The sequence below is a fragment of the Arthrobacter sedimenti genome (assembly GCF_042652025.1).
Classification (GTDB): domain Bacteria; phylum Actinomycetota; class Actinomycetes; order Actinomycetales; family Micrococcaceae; genus Arthrobacter; species Arthrobacter sedimenti.
On the sequence record NZ_JBHSDQ010000005.1, the window covers coordinates 37,464 to 53,714 of the forward strand.

17 protein-coding genes are annotated in these 16,251 nt (G+C 65.9%); 9 read left to right on the forward strand and 8 right to left on the reverse strand.

What is annotated here, in order from left to right:
- Positions 1 to 37: 37 nt before the first annotated feature.
- Positions 38 to 1,870, reverse strand: a complete 1,833-nt coding sequence (gene ggt / locus ACFO0G_RS12860; protein WP_376978053.1) for a gamma-glutamyltransferase — start codon at positions 1,868 to 1,870, stop codon at positions 38 to 40.
- An 87-nt stretch (positions 1,871 to 1,957) separates the two neighbouring features.
- On the opposite strand from ggt, the gene ACFO0G_RS12865 reads away from it, so the two are divergent.
- The 3 genes from ACFO0G_RS12865 to ACFO0G_RS12875 all read left to right on the forward strand — a co-directional run bounded on the left by ACFO0G_RS12865 (position 1,958) and on the right by ACFO0G_RS12875 (position 4,927).
- Positions 1,958 to 2,905 carry an L-lactate dehydrogenase gene (locus ACFO0G_RS12865; protein WP_376978055.1) on the forward strand — a complete coding sequence of 316 codons (948 nt, stop codon included), beginning with the start codon at positions 1,958 to 1,960 and terminating at the stop codon, positions 2,903 to 2,905.
- 107 nt (positions 2,906 to 3,012) lie between these two features.
- Positions 3,013 to 4,329, forward strand: coding sequence for an ATP-binding protein (locus tag ACFO0G_RS12870; RefSeq protein ID WP_376978057.1), 1,317 nt, complete (start codon positions 3,013 to 3,015; stop codon positions 4,327 to 4,329).
- 52 nt (positions 4,330 to 4,381) lie between these two features.
- Positions 4,382 to 4,927, forward strand: a complete 546-nt coding sequence (locus ACFO0G_RS12875; RefSeq protein WP_376978059.1) for a flavodoxin domain-containing protein — start codon at positions 4,382 to 4,384, stop codon at positions 4,925 to 4,927.
- Here ACFO0G_RS12875 and gluQRS read toward each other — a convergent pair whose 3' ends face one another.
- The gene (gene gluQRS, locus ACFO0G_RS12880) at positions 4,928 to 5,809 is read right to left on the reverse strand and encodes a tRNA glutamyl-Q(34) synthetase GluQRS (RefSeq protein ID WP_286400313.1); all 882 of its coding nucleotides are present in this window, start codon (positions 5,807 to 5,809) and stop codon (positions 4,928 to 4,930) included.
- Positions 5,810 to 6,126: 317 nt separating this feature from the next.
- Here gluQRS and ACFO0G_RS12885 point away from each other — a divergent pair, with 317 nt between their 5' ends.
- From ACFO0G_RS12885 to ACFO0G_RS12895, 3 genes are all read left to right on the forward strand, one after another.
- Positions 6,127 to 6,594 (forward strand): Lrp/AsnC family transcriptional regulator, encoded by a 468-nt coding sequence (locus ACFO0G_RS12885; RefSeq protein ID WP_376978061.1) that lies wholly within the window; start codon positions 6,127 to 6,129, stop codon positions 6,592 to 6,594.
- A 66-nt stretch (positions 6,595 to 6,660) separates the two neighbouring features.
- Complete coding sequence (locus ACFO0G_RS12890) at positions 6,661 to 8,148, forward strand: WXG100 family type VII secretion target (protein ID WP_376978063.1); 1,488 nt, start codon at positions 6,661 to 6,663, stop codon at positions 8,146 to 8,148.
- 146 nt (positions 8,149 to 8,294) lie between these two features.
- Positions 8,295 to 8,807, forward strand: a complete 513-nt coding sequence (locus tag ACFO0G_RS12895; protein WP_350310799.1) for a hypothetical protein — start codon at positions 8,295 to 8,297, stop codon at positions 8,805 to 8,807.
- A 37-nt stretch (positions 8,808 to 8,844) separates the two neighbouring features.
- Here ACFO0G_RS12895 and ACFO0G_RS12900 read toward each other — a convergent pair whose 3' ends face one another.
- Complete coding sequence (locus tag ACFO0G_RS12900) at positions 8,845 to 9,300, reverse strand: Lrp/AsnC family transcriptional regulator (RefSeq protein ID WP_286400317.1); 456 nt, start codon at positions 9,298 to 9,300, stop codon at positions 8,845 to 8,847.
- A gap of 105 nt (positions 9,301 to 9,405) precedes the next feature.
- On the opposite strand from ACFO0G_RS12900, the gene ACFO0G_RS12905 reads away from it, so the two are divergent.
- On the forward strand, positions 9,406 to 10,047 hold the full coding sequence (locus ACFO0G_RS12905; protein WP_376978066.1) for a LysE family translocator: 642 nt from the start codon (positions 9,406 to 9,408) through the stop codon (positions 10,045 to 10,047).
- A 32-nt stretch (positions 10,048 to 10,079) separates the two neighbouring features.
- Here the strand turns inward: ACFO0G_RS12905 and ACFO0G_RS12910 are convergent, their stop codons facing one another.
- Positions 10,080 to 11,057: a hypothetical protein gene (locus ACFO0G_RS12910; RefSeq protein ID WP_286400320.1), complete on the reverse strand. Its 978-nt coding sequence runs from the start codon at positions 11,055 to 11,057 to the stop codon at positions 10,080 to 10,082.
- A gap of 152 nt (positions 11,058 to 11,209) precedes the next feature.
- On the opposite strand from ACFO0G_RS12910, the gene ACFO0G_RS12915 reads away from it, so the two are divergent.
- Positions 11,210 to 11,440 (forward strand): hypothetical protein, encoded by a 231-nt coding sequence (locus tag ACFO0G_RS12915; protein ID WP_142132234.1) that lies wholly within the window; start codon positions 11,210 to 11,212, stop codon positions 11,438 to 11,440.
- Between the two features lie 2 nt (positions 11,441 to 11,442).
- Here ACFO0G_RS12915 and ACFO0G_RS12920 read toward each other — a convergent pair whose 3' ends face one another.
- The 4 genes from ACFO0G_RS12920 to ACFO0G_RS12935 form a co-directional block, all read right to left on the reverse strand.
- On the reverse strand, positions 11,443 to 11,946 hold the full coding sequence (locus tag ACFO0G_RS12920) for a DUF456 domain-containing protein (RefSeq protein ID WP_286400323.1): 504 nt from the start codon (positions 11,944 to 11,946) through the stop codon (positions 11,443 to 11,445).
- A gap of 125 nt (positions 11,947 to 12,071) precedes the next feature.
- Positions 12,072 to 13,271: an NAD(P)-dependent malic enzyme gene (locus ACFO0G_RS12925; RefSeq protein ID WP_286400326.1), complete on the reverse strand. Its 1,200-nt coding sequence runs from the start codon at positions 13,269 to 13,271 to the stop codon at positions 12,072 to 12,074.
- A 286-nt stretch (positions 13,272 to 13,557) separates the two neighbouring features.
- On the reverse strand, positions 13,558 to 14,166 hold the full coding sequence (locus tag ACFO0G_RS12930) for a TetR/AcrR family transcriptional regulator (protein ID WP_286400327.1): 609 nt from the start codon (positions 14,164 to 14,166) through the stop codon (positions 13,558 to 13,560).
- Between the two features lie 137 nt (positions 14,167 to 14,303).
- Positions 14,304 to 15,590: an MFS transporter gene (locus tag ACFO0G_RS12935; RefSeq protein ID WP_286400330.1), complete on the reverse strand. Its 1,287-nt coding sequence runs from the start codon at positions 15,588 to 15,590 to the stop codon at positions 14,304 to 14,306.
- A gap of 127 nt (positions 15,591 to 15,717) precedes the next feature.
- On the opposite strand from ACFO0G_RS12935, the gene rraA reads away from it, so the two are divergent.
- Entirely contained in the window at positions 15,718 to 16,212 is a 495-nt protein-coding gene (gene rraA, locus ACFO0G_RS12940; protein ID WP_286400331.1) for a ribonuclease E activity regulator RraA, read from the forward strand.
- Positions 16,213 to 16,251 lie beyond the last annotated feature (39 nt).

Sequence of the window (16,251 nt, forward strand, 5' to 3'; positions counted from 1 at the left end):
GGTGCCGCCGTCGGGGTTTTAAGAGTGGCTCAGCCCGTCACTTGGACGGCTTGACCACCATGGCCGATCCGCCGCCGCGCCTGGCCGGCTCCGCGGCGGCCAGGACGCGCCCGTCCCCAAGGAACTCGATGGCGGTGGCTGCGCCGATTTCAGAGGCAGATGTGAACGAGTCACCCGACGGTGTCAGCTTGTGGCCAAAGCGGGACGTCAGGGCCGGGCCGTACTTGTCGATGAAGGCCGGTTCGGCAGTGACGCTGGCCGTGTTCCGCTGGGACGCGCGGGGAGCCGCAATGGCGTCAGGGGTGCTCATGCCCAGGTCGATGCGGTTGACGATGGTCTGCAGGACCGTGGTGATGATGGTGGATCCGCCCGGGGAACCCAGGGCCAGGAACGGCTTGCCGTCCTCCAAAAGGATGGTGGGCGACATGGAGGAACGCGGCCGCTTGCCCGGCTCGATCCGGTTGGGGTCCGTGGCGCTGTAGACCGTGGAGAAGTCCGTGAGCTCGTTGTTGAGCAGGAATCCGCGGCCGGGGACCACCATGCCGGAGCCGCCGGTCTGCTCAATGGTCAGCGTGTATTCCACCACATTGCCCCACTTGTCCGAGACGGTCATGTTGGTGGTGGAGATGTTCTCCGTGTCCTTCTCGTCGGCGAGCGCCGCCGGTGCCGCCGGGCAGGTGCCGTCGTAGTTGGCCACATCGCCGGGCTGGACGGGCTTGGCTGCTGCATGGTTGGGGTCGAGTTCGCAGGCCCGTTCCTTGCCGAAGATGGGATCGGTCAGCGCCTCGGTGGGCACGTCCACGAAGGCGGGGTCGCCCACATACTTGCCCCGGTCCGCGAACGCCAGGGCGCTGGCCTCGAGGTAGTGGTGCAGCACGGCCGGCCGGTCTGCCTTCAGGCCGGGCAGGTCAAACACATCCAGGATGTTGAGCGACTCCCCAACCGTTGTGCCGCCACTGCTGGAGGGTGCCATGCCATAGACGTCATAGCCGCGGTAGTTCACGTGCGTGGGGTCCTGGTCCACTGCTTCGTAGTTGGCCAGGTCCTCCGCAGTCATGGAACCCACCGGGACCGGGAGGGTGGTGTCCGGGGATTTCGGCGGGCTCTGCACCGTCTTGGCAATCTCCTCGGCGAGCGGTCCGGTGTAGAACGCGCTCATGCCGTCCTTGGCCAGCATGCGATAGGTGGCCGCGAGGTCGTGGTTCTGGAAGATCGAGCCGACCTCAGGCAGCTTGCCGTCTTTCAGGTACAGGTCCTTGGTGGAGGTGAACGCCTCGAACCGCTTTTGATTGTCCTGCGTCTGGTTGCGGAAGGTCTCATCCACCACGAAGCCGCGGTCTGCAACCTTGATGGCAGGTTTCAGGGCGTCCTTCAGGCTGAGCGTGCCCCAGCGATCCAGTGCCCGCTCCCACGTGGCCGGCGTGCCGGGGACACCTACCGAGACTCCGCTCGTGACAAGCTCCGGGGTGAACGGGTAAGGCTTGCCGGTGGCTGGATCAATAAACGCATCCTGCTTGATCCCGGCCGGTGCCGTTTCCCGCCCGTCAATGGTGCTGACCTTCCCGGACTTCGCGTCGTAATAGACGAAATAGCCGCCACCGCCGATCCCGGCACTGTACGGCTCGGTGACGCCAAGGGTGGCTGCCGCGGCAACGGCGGCGTCCACCGCGTTTCCACCCTTGCTGAGGACTTCGATGGCCGCCGCTGACGCATCCGGGTCCACCGTGCTGACAGCGCCGCCATAGCCGGTGGCCGTGGGGTTCTTGTCGGTCTGCCGGGGATCGGCGGACGCGGGGCTGATGGCCCCGGTGGTGACGCTCATTGCCAGCGCGGCAGTAACAGCTGCGAGCCGGCGTCCGAGATGTGGCATGGTGGCTCCTACGTGGGGTTCGAGTGATGTGGGCCACGCTACTCTTCGGGTAGGACACTCTCAACGACTCCGGATGGGAAGGGCACCATGGCAGGATCCAAACTCGCAGTAGTGGGCGCCGGGAGCGTCGGCACCTCCCTGGCGTACGCCGCGCTGATCCGCGGCTCGGCCAGCAACATCGCGTTGTTCGATGTCAACGCGCCCAAGGCGGAGGCCGAAGCCCTTGACCTGGCGCACGGCAGCCAGTTCGCCGCAGCCTCGGCGACCGTCACAGGAGGCGGGGATATCGCCGTGACGGAAGGCGCCGACGTCGTGGTCATCACTGCAGGTGCCAAGCAGAATCCCGGCCAAAGCCGCCTGGACCTGGCCGGCACCAACGTGCGGATCCTGGAGCAGCTGATGCCGCCGCTGCTTGAGCGCGCACCGGACGCCGTCTACGTCCTGGTGACCAACCCCTGCGACGTGCTGACGGTGGCCGCCCAGCGAATATCCGGGCTGCCGGTGGAACGGATCTTCTCCTCCGGCACCGTGCTGGATACGTCCCGTTTGCGCTGGCTGCTGGCCCGCCGGGCGGGGGTTTCCGTCACCAGCGTCCACGCCAGCATGGTGGGTGAGCACGGCGACACGGAGTTCCCGTTGTGGTCCGGAGCAACCATTGGGCCGGTCCCCATCCGCGATTGGACCGACGGCGGCGAGCGGATCTTCACGCCCGAATACCTTGCCGCCACCGCCAAGGAGGTGGTGCAGGCGGCCTACAAGGTGATTGCCGGCAAGGGTGCCACGAACTATGCCATCGGGCTGTCCGGTGCCCGGATTGTGGAAGCGCTGCTGCGCGACGACAACGCCGTCCTGCCGGTCTCCACCGTGCTGTCGGGTCTCCACGGGATCTCCGGGGTGGCACTGTCCCTGCCCAGCGTGGTGGGCCGCGGCGGCGTGCACCGCGTCCTGGAAACGCCCATGGACGACGGCGAAATGGCAGCTTTGCGGCATTCCGCGGACACGTTGCGCGCCACCATGGATGCCCTGGGCGTCTGAACCGGCGTCATGCAACGCCGCCGCAACCGTCCGCAGGCCCTGGTTCGCATATGCTCACAGAAGTGCACGCTGAGCAGGCTCAACGACGAACCAAACAGGAGCAACGCATGACCAACTGGCGCATCAGGGATTTCCATTCGGCGGACCTGGACGGGATCCTGCACCTCTGGGAGACGCTCAAGGCCAACAACGTGGAACCTGTCTACGCCCTGTCCGAGGTCCTCGCGTCTTGCGAAAAGGACCATGCGGTGGTGGCGGTGCAGGGCGAGCAGGTGGTGGGCGCCGCCGTCGGACGTGCCGCGCACGACCAGGGCTGGATCGTCTTCCTGGCCACCCTGCCCGAATACCGCGGCAGGGGCATCGGCACCTCGCTGCTGGCCGCCGTCGAAAACCGGATGGCTCCGCACGGCCTGAACAAGCTCTCGGCGCTGATGCCGGAATCCGAAACCCGCGTGGAGGCGTTCCTGGGCCGCGGCTTCGCGCTCAAGAAGAACCTGCGCTACTTCGAACGCACCATCCCGGTCCAGCGGCAGGAGCTCGGCGCCCTGGGCCAGCTGGGCGGGCGTGTCCTGGCCCGCGACCTGTGGGAAAACGTGGCCGGCATGCGCAAGGAAAAGGAACTGCTGGAGCGGCGCCTGGTGCTGCCGCTCGCCGAGGCCGACCTGGCCGATGAGTTCGGCGTGGTGCCGCCGCGCGCCGTCGTCCTCTTCGGTCCGCCCGGCACCGGCAAGACCACCTTCGCCAAGGCCATCGCGTCCCGGCTGGAGTGGCCGTTCGTGGAAGTGTTCCCTTCCCGCCTGGCCGGCGATCCGCAGGGCCTGGCCGGAGCGCTGCGCGAGACCTTCCTGGAGATCGCCGAACTGGAGCACGCAGTGGTGTTCATCGACGAGGTGGAGGAGATCGCCTCCCAGCGTGCAGGGGATCCCCCGTCGCCGCTGCAGGGCGTCACGAACGAACTGCTGAAGATCATCCCCGCGTTCCGGGAACAGCCGGGCCGGCTCCTGGTCTGCGCCACCAACTTCATCCGCGCCCTGGATTCAGCCTTCCTGCGCCACGGCCGGTTCGACTACGTCATCCCCATCGGACTGCCGGACCGGCAGGCCCGGGAGGCGATGTGGCAGCGGTTCATTCCCGCCACCGTGGTGGACGGGGTGGATGTGGAGCTTTTGGTGGAACGCACGGAGGGATTCTCCCCCGCGGACATCGAGTACGCCGCCCGGAGTGCCTCCCAGCGGGCGCTGGAAAAGGCAGTGTACGACGACGGCGGGCTGGCCTCCGGAGGCGAGGTTTCCGTCCGCGAGGCGGTCAGGAAGGGTCCCTCCACCCAGGACTACCTCGACGCCATCGGCGATACCCGCACTACAGTGAGCCCGGAAGTGCAGGCGGACTTCCTCGAGGACATTGAGGCGCTGGGGAGGGACTAGCCGGGACTTTTGCCCCTTTGCCGTGTTTCCCGTGAACGCCAGAGTGGGAGGCATGGCAAAGATCCTGATTCCCTATGGGACTACAGAGGGACAGACCGCGCGGATCGCTGAGTACATCTCCGATGTCCTGCAGGCGCGTGGCCATAGGGCCGACACCCTTGACCTCAAGCACGCAGACCATGACCTGCCGGAAGGCTACGACGGTGTCATCGTGGGCGCTTCTATCCACGCCGGAAAGCACGAGGGGTTCGTGGCTGATTTCGTCCGCAGGAACCGGGATGCCCTGGAGCACATGCCCGCCGCCCTGTTTTCCGTCAGCCTCTCCGCCCACGCGGACCCAGAGGAGGCACAGAAGTATGTGTCGGAGTTCGAAGACGCCACCGGCTGGCATCCTTCGACAGTGGCCGTATTTGGCGGGGCGCTCCTTTATACCCAATACGGGTTCCTGAAGCGGATGATGATGAAGGAGATCGTCAGCAGCCAGGGCAGTGCGGACACGGACACCGGCCGCGACTACATTTACACAGAGTGGGACGGGGTCCGGCGGTTTGCGGAGGAGTTCGTGGCTGCTTTGGAGCGGAATCCCGCACCGGAATAGTCAGCTCCCGGGCCAGACCCAGGGCTCCCTGGGCAACCCTGCCGGGTCAAATGCACCCAGGGCGTGGTCAAGGTTCCCCGCTGGCAACCGCAGCGAAGCCAGCAGCCGGTCCCGCACCCCCTCGACGGGCACCCCTTCCTGCGCGAGATCCGCGAGCGTCACTGCGCCATCGCGCTTGGCCAGCCTGGCGCCGGCGTGGTTCACCACCAACGGAACGTGGGCATATTCCGGTATGGGAATATTCAAAAGCGAGGCAAGATAGGCCTGCCGGGGAGTAGAGGGAAGCAGGTCATCGCCGCGGACCACCTGGTCTATGCCCTGCTCGGCATCATCCACCACCACTGCGAGGTTATATGCCGTCACACCGTCGTTGCGGCGCAGCACGAAGTCATCCACTGCCCCCGTGTATTCGCCGCGGAAAACATCCTGCACCGTGTATTCCGTTACGTCCACCCGCAACCGGATGGCTGCAGGGCGCGTGGACCGCTTGAATTCCAGCTCAGCGCGGTCCAGGTTGCGGCATATTCCAGGGTAGGCACCCTGGGGCGCGTGCGGTGCCGATGGCGCCTCCTGGATCTCGCGGCGTGTGCAGAAGCACTCGTAGGTGAGGCCCGCTTGCTCCAGCCGGGCGATCGCCTTGGCATACAGGTTTCCTCGATCTGTCTGCCGGACGACGTCCCCATCCCACGTCACGCCGATGGCGGCCAGGTCGCGCAACTGCACGGCCTCCGCGCCGGCCCGGGCGCGGTCCAGGTCCTCCACGCGCAGGAGGAACCTGCGCCCGGTGGAACGGGCAAAGAGCCAGGCAAGGATGGCGGTGCGCAGGTTGCCCACGTGCAGTTCACCGGAGGGGCTGGGGGCAAAGCGGCCGGCGGAGGTCATGAACCAACCCTAGACGGAACAACACAAGAGCCCCTCAGCTACCGATGACTGCGGAAATCCGACGTCGGTAGCTCAGGGGCTCTTGCCGTGTTTGCGGAGTGAGCATGGTGTGAACAAGCCTCATTCAGCGGCGGCCTCCTTGCGGGAAGCGGTGTCCAGTGTGCCGGGTGGTGTGCCGGGGAACCTGTAGCCTGCGGGGACCAGCGGTAGCTTTTGCCCTTGTTGCCACTATTCCAGCAGGCCTTCTACAGTTAGAACAACAAGCAGGCGCTGGATTAGTCAATCTGACTAATTCCTGCGGCTGGACCAGGCAGGGAGTGATCAAATTGCAGGAACTGGATGCCACTGACAAGCGCATCCTGAATGCCCTGGATGAGGACCCGCGCGTCCCCATCATGGTGTTGGCCCAGAAGCTGGGCCTGGCACGCGGAACGGTGCAGTCACGGATGGAGCGGATGACGGCATCCGGCGCGCTGCGGCCCAACAGCAGCCGCGTGCTGCCCTCGGCCCTGGGCCGGGGTGTTGCCGCAGCGGTGAGCGCGGAGTTGGACCAGAGCCACCTCAACGAGGCCATCGCCGCGCTGCGCAAAATTCCCGAAGTCCTGGAATGCCATGCACCGGCCGGGGACACCGACCTGCTGATACGGGTGGTGGCCAGGAGCCCTGACGACCTTTACCGCGTCTCCGAAGAAATCCGCCTGTGCCCCGGCATCGTCCGGACCTCCACCAGCATGTTCCTGCGCGAAGTCATCCCGTACCGCACCACCGGACTCTTGGACGGATAGTGCTCCCCATCGCCGGCCGGTGGCGGCCCGGCTAGGCTGGCGGGCAGGAACAAACGGGGGGATCATATGGCGGGAAATTTCTACGGGGCAGATGTGGCGCAGCTCCGGCAGCTTGCCAAGGAGCTGACCCGCGGCGCAAACCGGCTCAACGGCCTGAGGCAGCAACTGGGCAGCAGCATCGGCTCAGGACTTTGGAAAGGCAGGGACGGCGACCGGTTCCGCAGTGAGTGGACCTCCTCGCACGCCAAACTGCTAAGGTCTGCAACGTCCGGCCTGGAGGCCGCGGCGAAGGCCCTGCTGGCCAACGCCGACGAACAGGAGAAAGCCAGCAGCAGCGGGTCCGGCGGTGGTGGCGCCGGCGGCCCCGGAACGGGCGGCTCCGGCGGGGGAACCCCCCAGGACCTGACGGATCTGCTGACCTCCATGACACCGGCCGAACGGCGCGCCTACCTGCTTACCGACGAATTCCGCCAGTGGGCCCAGGCCAACCCGGCCGCCGCCAAGAGCGCCATGGATGCGGCCGCGGATTCAGGCTTGATCGGCAAGAACTCCAAGGGCTACCAGGACTTCCTCAATTCCTATTGGAACGGCCAGGCGATGCTGCAGATGGGCATTGATCCGGCGGATTGGGACACCTCCAAAGGCACGGACTACAACTGGGAGACCATCGCCAAGGTCTACGACTTCTACGGCCAGGCGTACCTGTCCAATCCGGACCTGCAGTGGGCGGGCATGGCCAACATGATTGGCCCGTCCTTTGCCGGCGGCTTCCGGGACATGGCGATGCTTCGAGACCTGGCCCAACAGATCACTGACAACCCTGCTTCGGACATACCGCTGCCGGTCTTGGACCAGCTGGAGCAGCTGGCGGGCATGACGGACCAGGAAATCCGGTTCTACGAAACCAGCATGCTGGACATGAACAAGGAGATCTTCCTCGACCAGGGCCGCCAGCACCAGGCGTACATGAGCGGCGGCATCGAGGAGATCAACCGGCTCCGCGACTCGGGTGCCATCGACCAGGGCACTGCTAACGCGTGGGCGCAGATCGACTCCGGCAACCCCGATCTGGTCCGTGAGGGCAACACAACGCTGCTGTACCGCGAGCAAAACGAGATCATCGCGGACGACTATGACAATATGCGCAGCCATCCCGGCGGCGAAGCCGTGACCTATATGGTGACACTTGCCGGCGAACCCTCCATCCCCGGCGCCAGGAGCTACCCCGAAGTCTTTCCCTACACTTTCAGCGTGGAAAGCCCCGGACCGGAGAACATCCCTTTCACTAACTGGGACAACCCGGCACAATTCCGGACCGACTTCACGACGGGCTTCCCGGACGGCAACATCGCGGATGCGGACCAGCGCTGGAACCTCATCAAGCAGGACACCCTGCCGGCCTACCAGCACCTGCTGGCAACGGATCCGGACCGCGCAGCGCAGATCATCGGCTCGGATTTCGACGGCAGGGTGGACCAGTACCGGCCAACCAACAACGTGGCGGGAATCATGGACAGATTCCTTGACGGCTTCGGCGCGGAGGTCCACCAGTGAACCGACTCCCCCGGGCCACCGCCCCGGGGAAGGGCACCGCCGCCGTCATTGGCCTTCTTTTACTCCTTGTCCTGGGCGGCTGCCGGACAGCAGTGCCGGCACCCGCCGAACCAGCCAGCCCCACTTCATCTTCTGCAGGGAGCACAGTGAAAACCTCAGCATTCTCCACCCTCGATGCCGTCGGCGTGGAAAATATCCGCAACAGCAGGACAGCCCGGCTGGACATGAGCTCCGGGCGGCTGGAAAAGGACTCCGTCCGGGTCACACCGGACAGTTACGGGCCCGAGATCAATACCCGCGGCTCGGGCAAGATCAACCTCAGCATCCTGGCCCCCAACGGTGAAATATCCGCCGAGACGGACAGGATCCGATTCAACACCACTGATCAACGAACGGACTTCAGCGAGATCACCTACTTTCTTACTGCCAACTCGCCCGAGGAATTCTTCGGGCTGATCAGGGACGGCGTGCAGCGGTACGGAATATCGGCCGAGTCCGCTGAGGAGTGGATTGAGAGCACCCAACTGGACCCAACATCGAAAAGTGATTTCTCCATCACGCCCGGAACCGGCACAGGACTCACCGTGAACTACGATCTTCGCTTCGACGGCAGCAAGGACACGCAGGTCATCATCGTCCACGTCCTGCCGGCAGCCTGAAGCCCCGCCGCGGCACTGCACCCGCGGGGCTTGGCTCCTACACCGGCGGCCCGGCGTTGGATTTCAAGTTCTTCATGACCAGCGTTGAGGTCAGCCGCTCCACCCCGGGCAGGGATGTCAGCTCCGTGTCGTAAAAGCGCTGGTAGGCCGGCAGGTCTTCCGCGATGATCTTCAGCAGATAGTCCGGGGAGCCGAAGAGCCGCTGCGCCTCAATAATGTTGGGATTATCCGCTACCCGGTTCTCAAAGACCTCCATCGTGGACCTGTCCACCTGGCGCAGCGTGACAAACACGATCGCCTCAAATCCCAGGCCCACGGCAGCGGGGTCGACATCCGCCTTGTATCCCAGGATGACCCCGGACTGCTCCAGTTCCCGCAGCCGCCGGTGGCACGGCGCCACCGTCAAACCCACCTTGGCAGCGAGCGCCGTGGCCGTCATCCGGCCATCCTCCTGCAGGTGGCGCAAAATATTCCTGTCGATGCTGTCGATCACGCAATAAACATATCGCCTGGGCCGCGGGTCAAGCGAAAACCGGACAGCACTTATGGCCTGATTCTCCCTATGGTTGCTCCTGAAAGCCCTTCGACAGGAGAACCGATGAATACCCAGCTGTTCCTGGCCTTTTTGGTGGTGGCCGCGGCGCTTGCCTGCACCCCGGGAGTGGACTGGGCCTACACCATCTCCGCAGGGCTCCGTCAGCGCAGCTTCGTCCCCGCGGTTGCCGGACTCTGCGGCGGTTACGTCCTCCACACAGCCCTGCTGGTGGCCGGGCTCGCGGCGGTGCTGGCCGGCATGCCCGGCCTCCTGGGCTGGATCACTTTGGCCGGAGCTGCGTACCTGTTGTGGCTCGGCGTGGGCACCCTCCGATCCTGGCGGGGCGCCAGCTTCAGTGCGGATGCCGACGGCGGTTCGGGCACCCAGCTGCGCACCTTCCTGCAGGGCATGGGCACCAGCGGGATCAACCCCAAGGGACTCCTCTTCTACGTAGCCCTCATTCCGCAGTTTGTCAGTGCCGATGCCTCCCTGCCCGTGCCGGTGCAGTCGGGGCTGCTGGGCATGACGTTCGTAGCGCTGGCCGGCCTGGTTTACACGGCAGTAGCCCTGCTGTCACGCACCCTGCTGCAGAGCAGGCCCGGTGCTGCGCGGGGAGTGACCCTCGCCAGCGGCATCATCATGGTGGCGCTGGGAGCCGTGCTCCTCGGCGAACAGGTTGTACCATTCCTGGCCGGGCGGGCTTAGGTGCCGGCCATGCCTGGTTCACAGCGGAATTCCTAGTCGCCGCTGAGTTCCTTCCAGTCCCGCTCCCAGATCCGCCGCATCTCCTCGTCCTTCCGGATGGGCACCGGCGCTTCAAGCTCCCGCTGCGGTTCCGGGTCCGTGCGCCGGCGTCCCCAGTCACGCGGGTTCAGGGACCGGCGGCTTGATTCCAGCACCAACATCGCCCTGTCCGTGAGCGCGTCGTTGCGGAGCGCCAGGTGGGTCTTGCGCCGGCGAAGGACTTCGGCGATCGCCTGGTGCGCAGCATCGAACCGGCCCTCCCGCCGCAGGGCACGGGCCCGGACCAGCAACAGGGCGGCCGAGAGGTCGTCCGCGTTCAGCAGCCCCTCGGTCCAGTCGATTACTGTACGGCTCCGGCCCAAGGTGAGGGCCAGCGAGCAGCGTGCCAAGGCCATAGGGAGCGACGGCGGCAGCCCGGCGAGAGCGTCGAGCGCAGCTTCGGTGCGGCCCGTCTCGCGCAACGAGTGGGCCAAGGCCAGGAACACCGATTCCTCGCTGAACAGGACGGGAATCTCCACCCGCTCGGCGAGTTCGATCCTGGTGACGATGCGGGTGAGGTAGGTGGAGGAGTAACGGTTCGCTTCGTCGTCGTTCCTGGTGGTGAGTCCGCGCTGGAGAAGCTCGGAGGCGCGCAGGTAACCGCCGTGCTTGTAAACCAGCAGTCCCGCCGTCAGGTAGCAGAGCCCGGCCCAACCCGGGTAGGCACGCGCCAGGGTGATTAGGCGCTCCGGTTCCCGGCTGGTGAAGACAGCCTCATGGATCGCCTTGGCCGGCTTGGGCAGCAGCCGCTTGAGCCGCGGCACCTCACCGTCGATGGACAGCAGGGCTGGATTGCGTCCCCCCAAAACTCCGGTGAGCAGGCCCCCTACTCCCCCGGCGAGGTCATGGACTGGAGTGCGCAGGTGGGCCTGCCCGAAAGGAGTGAGGTCGCGGCTGTCCCAGTAGATCGGCGCAGTATCCCCGGAGCTCATCCTTCCATGCTAGCCGCGGGGAGCTTTCGGCTGGCGCGCGCCCCAACGCCCGGACACCGGGGATGTCGCCCAGTGACGGGGCCTTGTCCCACGCCGTATTTTCAGGAAAGGTAGTAAGTACCCTTAGTAATCATCCAGTAAGGAGAAATGCCATGCAGATCGACAAGAACCAGATCCTCGAACTCCTGCGGTCCCAGGGAGACCAGGACAAGGCGTCGCAGGCGGAGTCGGAGCTGCCGGACCAGGTGGACACTGAGCAGCATGCGGGCCTGCTGTCCAAACTGGGCATCAATCCAGCCGACCTGCTGTCGAAGCTTCCCGGCGGGCTGGGGGACAAACTTCCGGGCGGACTGGGCGACAAGCTCGGCGGCTTGGGTCTCTAGATTCAGCCGTTGGCGGCAGCGATCCAAACCCCGATGACCCATGTGCTGGCGGCGAGGCAGGCGAGCCCGAATTCGGCGAGCATGCCAAGGCCGGTGGCCTTGAGCGCCGCCCAGCTGGATCGCGCCGCCGTGGACATGTTCCGCGTGCGGAGGAACTCACTGACCAGCAGACCGGCAGCGAAGCCCACGAAGAGCCCCACAACCGGGATGATGAACATCCCCACCACGCCCGCCACCAGGGCCACAACTATGCTCCGGCTGGGAATGGCGTGCTGCTTCAGCTTCCTCCCCGTGAGGACAGCGCCGGCAGTCATCCCCGCGGCGACGAAGATCATGGCCACCGCGAAGACCACCCATCCGGCAGTCCCGGCGCCGCCCCAGATGGCCCAGGCCAGCAGGCTCACGCCGATCAGGACACTTCCGGGCAGGACCGGGATGATCGTGCCCGCCACCCCCACCAGGATCGCCAGGCCGCACAGGATGGTCACCATGGTCTCGGAGCTCATAGTCCCCAGTCTGTCATGGCCCCCAAGCCGGGCCGCTGCGTAACGCCCAGCTTCTTAAACCACGACGGCGGTGCCTCCTTTCGCGAAGGAGGCACCGCCGTCGTGGTTTCCTGCAGGAAGAAGTCTTACTCGGCTTCCACCGCCGCGGCGACGGCGGCGGTCACGGCTGGGGCAACGCGCGGGTCCAGCGGGCTGGGCACGATGTAGTCAGCCGAAAGGTCCTCGGCCGCGAGCTCGGCGATGGCACGCGCCGCTGCAAGCTTCATGGCAGGGGTGATGCGGCGGGCGCCGGCGTCGAGGGCGCCGCGGAAAATGCCCGGGAAGGCCAGGACGTTGTTGATCTGGTTGGGGAAATCGCTGCGGCCGGTGGCAACCACTGCGGCGTACTTCACGGCCACCTCGGGCAGGACTTCCGGGTCCGGGTTAGACAGCGCGAACACGATGGCGTCCTGGTTCATCGTGGCCAGGTGTGCCTCGTCCAGCTTGGAAGAGGAGACGCCGATGAAGACATCGGCTCCCGCCAGCGCCTCGGCGGGGCCGCCGGAAAGGCCACGGGGGTTGCTGCGGCCGGCGATGTCGGCCTTCTTGCTCGTGGAGTCTGCTGCCAGGTCCGGGCGGCTGCTGTTAATGACACCGCGCGAGTCCAGGAGGACCACATCGCTGATGCCGGCAGCCAACAGGATCTCAGCGACCGCAATGCCCGCTGCGCCAGCACCGGACACCACCACTTTCAGTCCTTCCAGGCCCCGGCCGGTTACCTTCGCGGCGTTGGTCAGGGCGGCGAGGGCCACGACGGCGGTTCCGTGCTGGTCGTCGTGCATGACCGGGCAGTCCAGGGCCTCGATCAGCTTTTCCTCGAGCTCGAAGCAGCGCGGGGCGGAGATGTCCTCAAGATTCACGGCGCCGAAGCTGGGGCGCAGGCGGACCAGGGTTTCCACAATCTCGTCCACGTCGGTAGTGTTGAGGACCAGCGGAATGGAATCCAGGTCGCCAAAAGTCTTGAACAGGGCGGACTTGCCCTCCATAACGGGCAGCGAGGCGCTGGCGCCGATGTTGCCCAGGCCCAGGACGGCGGTGCCGTCGCTGACCACGACCACCAGGCGCTCGGCCCAGGTGAGGGTGCGGGCCAGTTCGGGCTTGGCGTGGATGGCGCGGCTGACCTCTGCCACGCCCGGGGTGTAGGCGATGGACAGGTCCCGCTTGTTGGACAGCGGTGCGGTGGTGCTGATGGACAGCTTGCCGCCCTGGTGGGCTCCGAAGATCTCGTCCTCGGTCAGCGGGGCGGTTGCGGAATCGTCAATGGCAGTGATTGCGTCAATGGACACGTCGTTGTCTCCTGGTGCTCGCCGTGGGCACACGGCACATGGGGCTGGAGCCCGGCCGGGCCCAAGCAGGGAAAGTAGTGCGACAGGAAACCCATGGGTAGCGGGTCCGTGGGAACGCCGGGGATGTTTCCGCCCTGCCGCTCCTGTGCCTCCATGGTAGGCAACCGAAGAAGCAGCTTTAGGGGCCTCTTGACAGCACTGCGAGGAGAAAAAACGTTTAGGCAAGAATTCTATGATCCAGATCACGGCATTATGACGGATTTAATGCTCTTTTGGTCTAGACCAGTTACGCCGATTTGGTCACTGTGAACCTGGAATCCGCCTCCGGAGACAGCCTGCCGCATGCCTTTTTGAGGTCCTCCTCGGCTTCGAAGAGGGAAAGCCGGCGGTTCCGCACGGACTGGACCAGGCCAGTCACGGTCAGCAGGAGGACCCGCGCCCCTACGGCGTCACCGCAGGCAGCGGTAACGAGCTTTTCGCTGAGCGCGTCGATCTCGCGCAGGAGGTCCGTGGTGTCCTTTTCCGGAAGGTACACGCCCCGGCTGAGGCACTGCTCCACCGCGGGCTGCATGACGCGCATGTGGAAGATCTCCATCAGCAGGCCGGAGAGTGCGCGGCCGCGGAAGCGCGGGGAGGAGTTACGGGTTCCTGCCTGCAGCTCGTCCAGCTGCTGCCGGTACAGCGCCAGCATCAGGTGCGTAGGGGATGGAAAGTAGCGGTAGAGGGTGCCCAGCGGCACGTCTGCTTTTTCTGCGACCTGGGAAAGTTCCACGCCGTCGAGTCCCGTGCGGGCGAACCCTGCAGCTGTATCGAGGATCCGCGCATAGCGGAGGCGCTGGCGTGGAGCGGAAGGCCGGGCGGCCATGGGCGGATGGTCTGAAAAAGTCTCGGGCATCAGCATTCCGGGGTTGTGTTTTTGCGACTGCGGCCAGGAGCGCCCCCACTTCCGTACCGCCCTGCAGCCGGTTCAACTATACGGCACAGATCCGTGCCCTAATTAGTCAGCCAGCCTTACTATTGCCTCCAGCAGGGTCAGTTGACGCCCTTGATTTTCACCACGAAGACGGCGCCCAGCAGCCCAATGACGGCTGCCGTAAGGAACAGTGTGCGGTAGCCGCCCCCGTAGGTCACGGCCAGCAGTGCCAGCGCCGGGGCGACCACCTGCGGCAGGGAATTGGCCACGTTGATCACCCCCATATCCTTGCCGCGGCTGACGGCGAAGGGCAGGACCTGGGTGAGCAGGGCGAAGTCCACGGCCAGGTACGCCCCGAAGCCGATACCCAGCACGGCAGCGCCGGCCAAGGCGCCGGGCCACACGGGGAAGAACGCCATGATGGCACCGGCCATGGCAATAGTGGCGGAGGAACCGATAACGAAGGGCTTTCGCCTTCCCATCCGGTCGCTCCACGGCCCCGCCAGCACTGCGGTGATCATCACCATCACGGCATAGATCCCCGTCAGGACCAGCACGCCGGCGGCCGGATCCTCGTGCCCGATCACGTCCCGCAGGAAGAAGAGCAGGTAGACGATGGTCAGCTGGTTGCCCACATTCACCAGGAACCGGGTCAGCCAGGCCCACGCGAAGTCCGGGTAGCACCGGGGGCTGATCCAGAAGCCACGGAGAAACCCGCCGGGCCGGAAGCGGCCGGCAGCATCCTTTGGCAGTGCGGGGTCGTTCCGGTGGAACAGGTATGGCAGCACGGACAGCAGCAGCGCCCCTGCACACAGCCAGTAGCCCACCATGAAGTTGCCGGATACCACGGCACCGAAGACGGCCCCGGTGAGGATTCCCAGTGTCTGGCCCATGGCCGCGAGCCCGCCCACTCCCCCGCGCTGGACCACCGGCACCCGGTCCGGCACTGCGGCGGTGATGGCGGCGTAGGCGGCGTTTGCGCCGAGCTGCACCAGGCACCAGAACAGCACCATGAGCGCCACGGCGCCCGAGAAGGACATGGCCAGCAGCGCCGCGGTGGCCAGCACTGCTCCGGCCAGCACCCACGGCGAGCGCCGGCCAAAACGGGAAGTGGTCCGGTCCGAGAGCGCGCCGAAGAGCGGGTTGGCCACCAGGGAGACCGCCGCACCGCAGGCCGTGACCAGCGAGAGGATGGCCTCCTTGCCGGGCGCGTCGATGGTGATTGCCTGCTGGCCGATGAACACGTTGATGGGGCCGAAGAACGCGGCGTTGATGCCTACGTTGACCAGCACCAGGCCGGTGACCCAGCGGGCGGTGACCTCGTGCACCGGTTCGGAGAGCGCCGCCGTCGTACTGACACCTTCGGAGGTGCCGCCCGGCGGCACGGGCGTGTGGAACGGACTCATTGGCTTGGCTCCCCCTGGTGCGGCCGGTTGGCGGTGGGATCAGACTATCGTGGGCGGTAGCTGGCCGCCCGGGTATTTGGCGGCCCATTGCCCAACGAACAAAATTGCCAGGAAAAAGGAGAACCAGATGAGCGCACCCACCCCGGCAGAAGGCACAGCGGTAAACACGGCGGACCTTTACGACGAGCGCGGCGACGAACTGGTGTCCGTCTCCCTGCAGTTCCAGTCCCTGGGCGGCCGCTCGCACTTCAGCGGCCCGGTCCGTACCATCCGCTGCTTCCAGGACAACGCCCTGGTGAAGTCGACGCTCAATTCTCCGGGCAACGGGGCTGTGCTGGTGGTGGACGGCGGCGGCTCGCTGGGCACGGCGCTGATGGGGGACATGATCGCCGAAAGCGCGGTGGCGAACGGCTGGGCCGGCGTCGTCATCAACGGGGCCATCCGGGACCGGGTGGCGATTGGGCAGCTGGACCTGGGTGTCAAGGCACTCGGCAGCAACCCGCGGAAGAGCCTGAAGGCCGGCGCCGGCGAGGTGGATGTGGACGTAGTGATCGACGGCGTGACCTTCCGTCCCGGAGCCACCGTCTGGTGCGACCCGGATGGCATCCTTGTGGAGCCGTAAAGCGAAAAGTCTCCAAGGCGGGGAATAGAAAGAGCAGGT

What these genes read in the sequence shown, in the direction of transcription:
- ggt (WP_376978053.1), bottom strand. Translation starts at nt 1,870, where the DNA reads ATGCCACATCTCGGACGCCGGCTCGCAGCTGTTACTGCCGCGCTGGCA.
- ACFO0G_RS12865 (WP_376978055.1), top strand. Translation starts at nt 1,958, where the DNA reads ATGGCAGGATCCAAACTCGCAGTAGTGGGCGCCGGGAGCGTCGGCACC.
- ACFO0G_RS12870 (WP_376978057.1), top strand. Translation starts at nt 3,013, where the DNA reads ATGACCAACTGGCGCATCAGGGATTTCCATTCGGCGGACCTGGACGGG.
- ACFO0G_RS12875 (WP_376978059.1), top strand. Translation starts at nt 4,382, where the DNA reads ATGGCAAAGATCCTGATTCCCTATGGGACTACAGAGGGACAGACCGCG.
- gluQRS (WP_286400313.1), bottom strand. Translation starts at nt 5,809, where the DNA reads ATGACCTCCGCCGGCCGCTTTGCCCCCAGCCCCTCCGGTGAACTGCAC.
- ACFO0G_RS12890 (WP_376978063.1), top strand. Translation starts at nt 6,661, where the DNA reads ATGGCGGGAAATTTCTACGGGGCAGATGTGGCGCAGCTCCGGCAGCTT.
- ACFO0G_RS12905 (WP_376978066.1), top strand. Translation starts at nt 9,406, where the DNA reads ATGAATACCCAGCTGTTCCTGGCCTTTTTGGTGGTGGCCGCGGCGCTT.
- ACFO0G_RS12910 (WP_286400320.1), bottom strand. Translation starts at nt 11,057, where the DNA reads ATGAGCTCCGGGGATACTGCGCCGATCTACTGGGACAGCCGCGACCTC.
- ACFO0G_RS12915 (WP_142132234.1), top strand. Translation starts at nt 11,210, where the DNA reads ATGCAGATCGACAAGAACCAGATCCTCGAACTCCTGCGGTCCCAGGGA.
- ACFO0G_RS12920 (WP_286400323.1), bottom strand. Translation starts at nt 11,946, where the DNA reads ATGAGCTCCGAGACCATGGTGACCATCCTGTGCGGCCTGGCGATCCTG.
- ACFO0G_RS12930 (WP_286400327.1), bottom strand. Translation starts at nt 14,166, where the DNA reads ATGCCCGAGACTTTTTCAGACCATCCGCCCATGGCCGCCCGGCCTTCC.
- ACFO0G_RS12935 (WP_286400330.1), bottom strand. Translation starts at nt 15,590, where the DNA reads ATGAGTCCGTTCCACACGCCCGTGCCGCCGGGCGGCACCTCCGAAGGT.
- rraA (WP_286400331.1), top strand. Translation starts at nt 15,718, where the DNA reads ATGAGCGCACCCACCCCGGCAGAAGGCACAGCGGTAAACACGGCGGAC.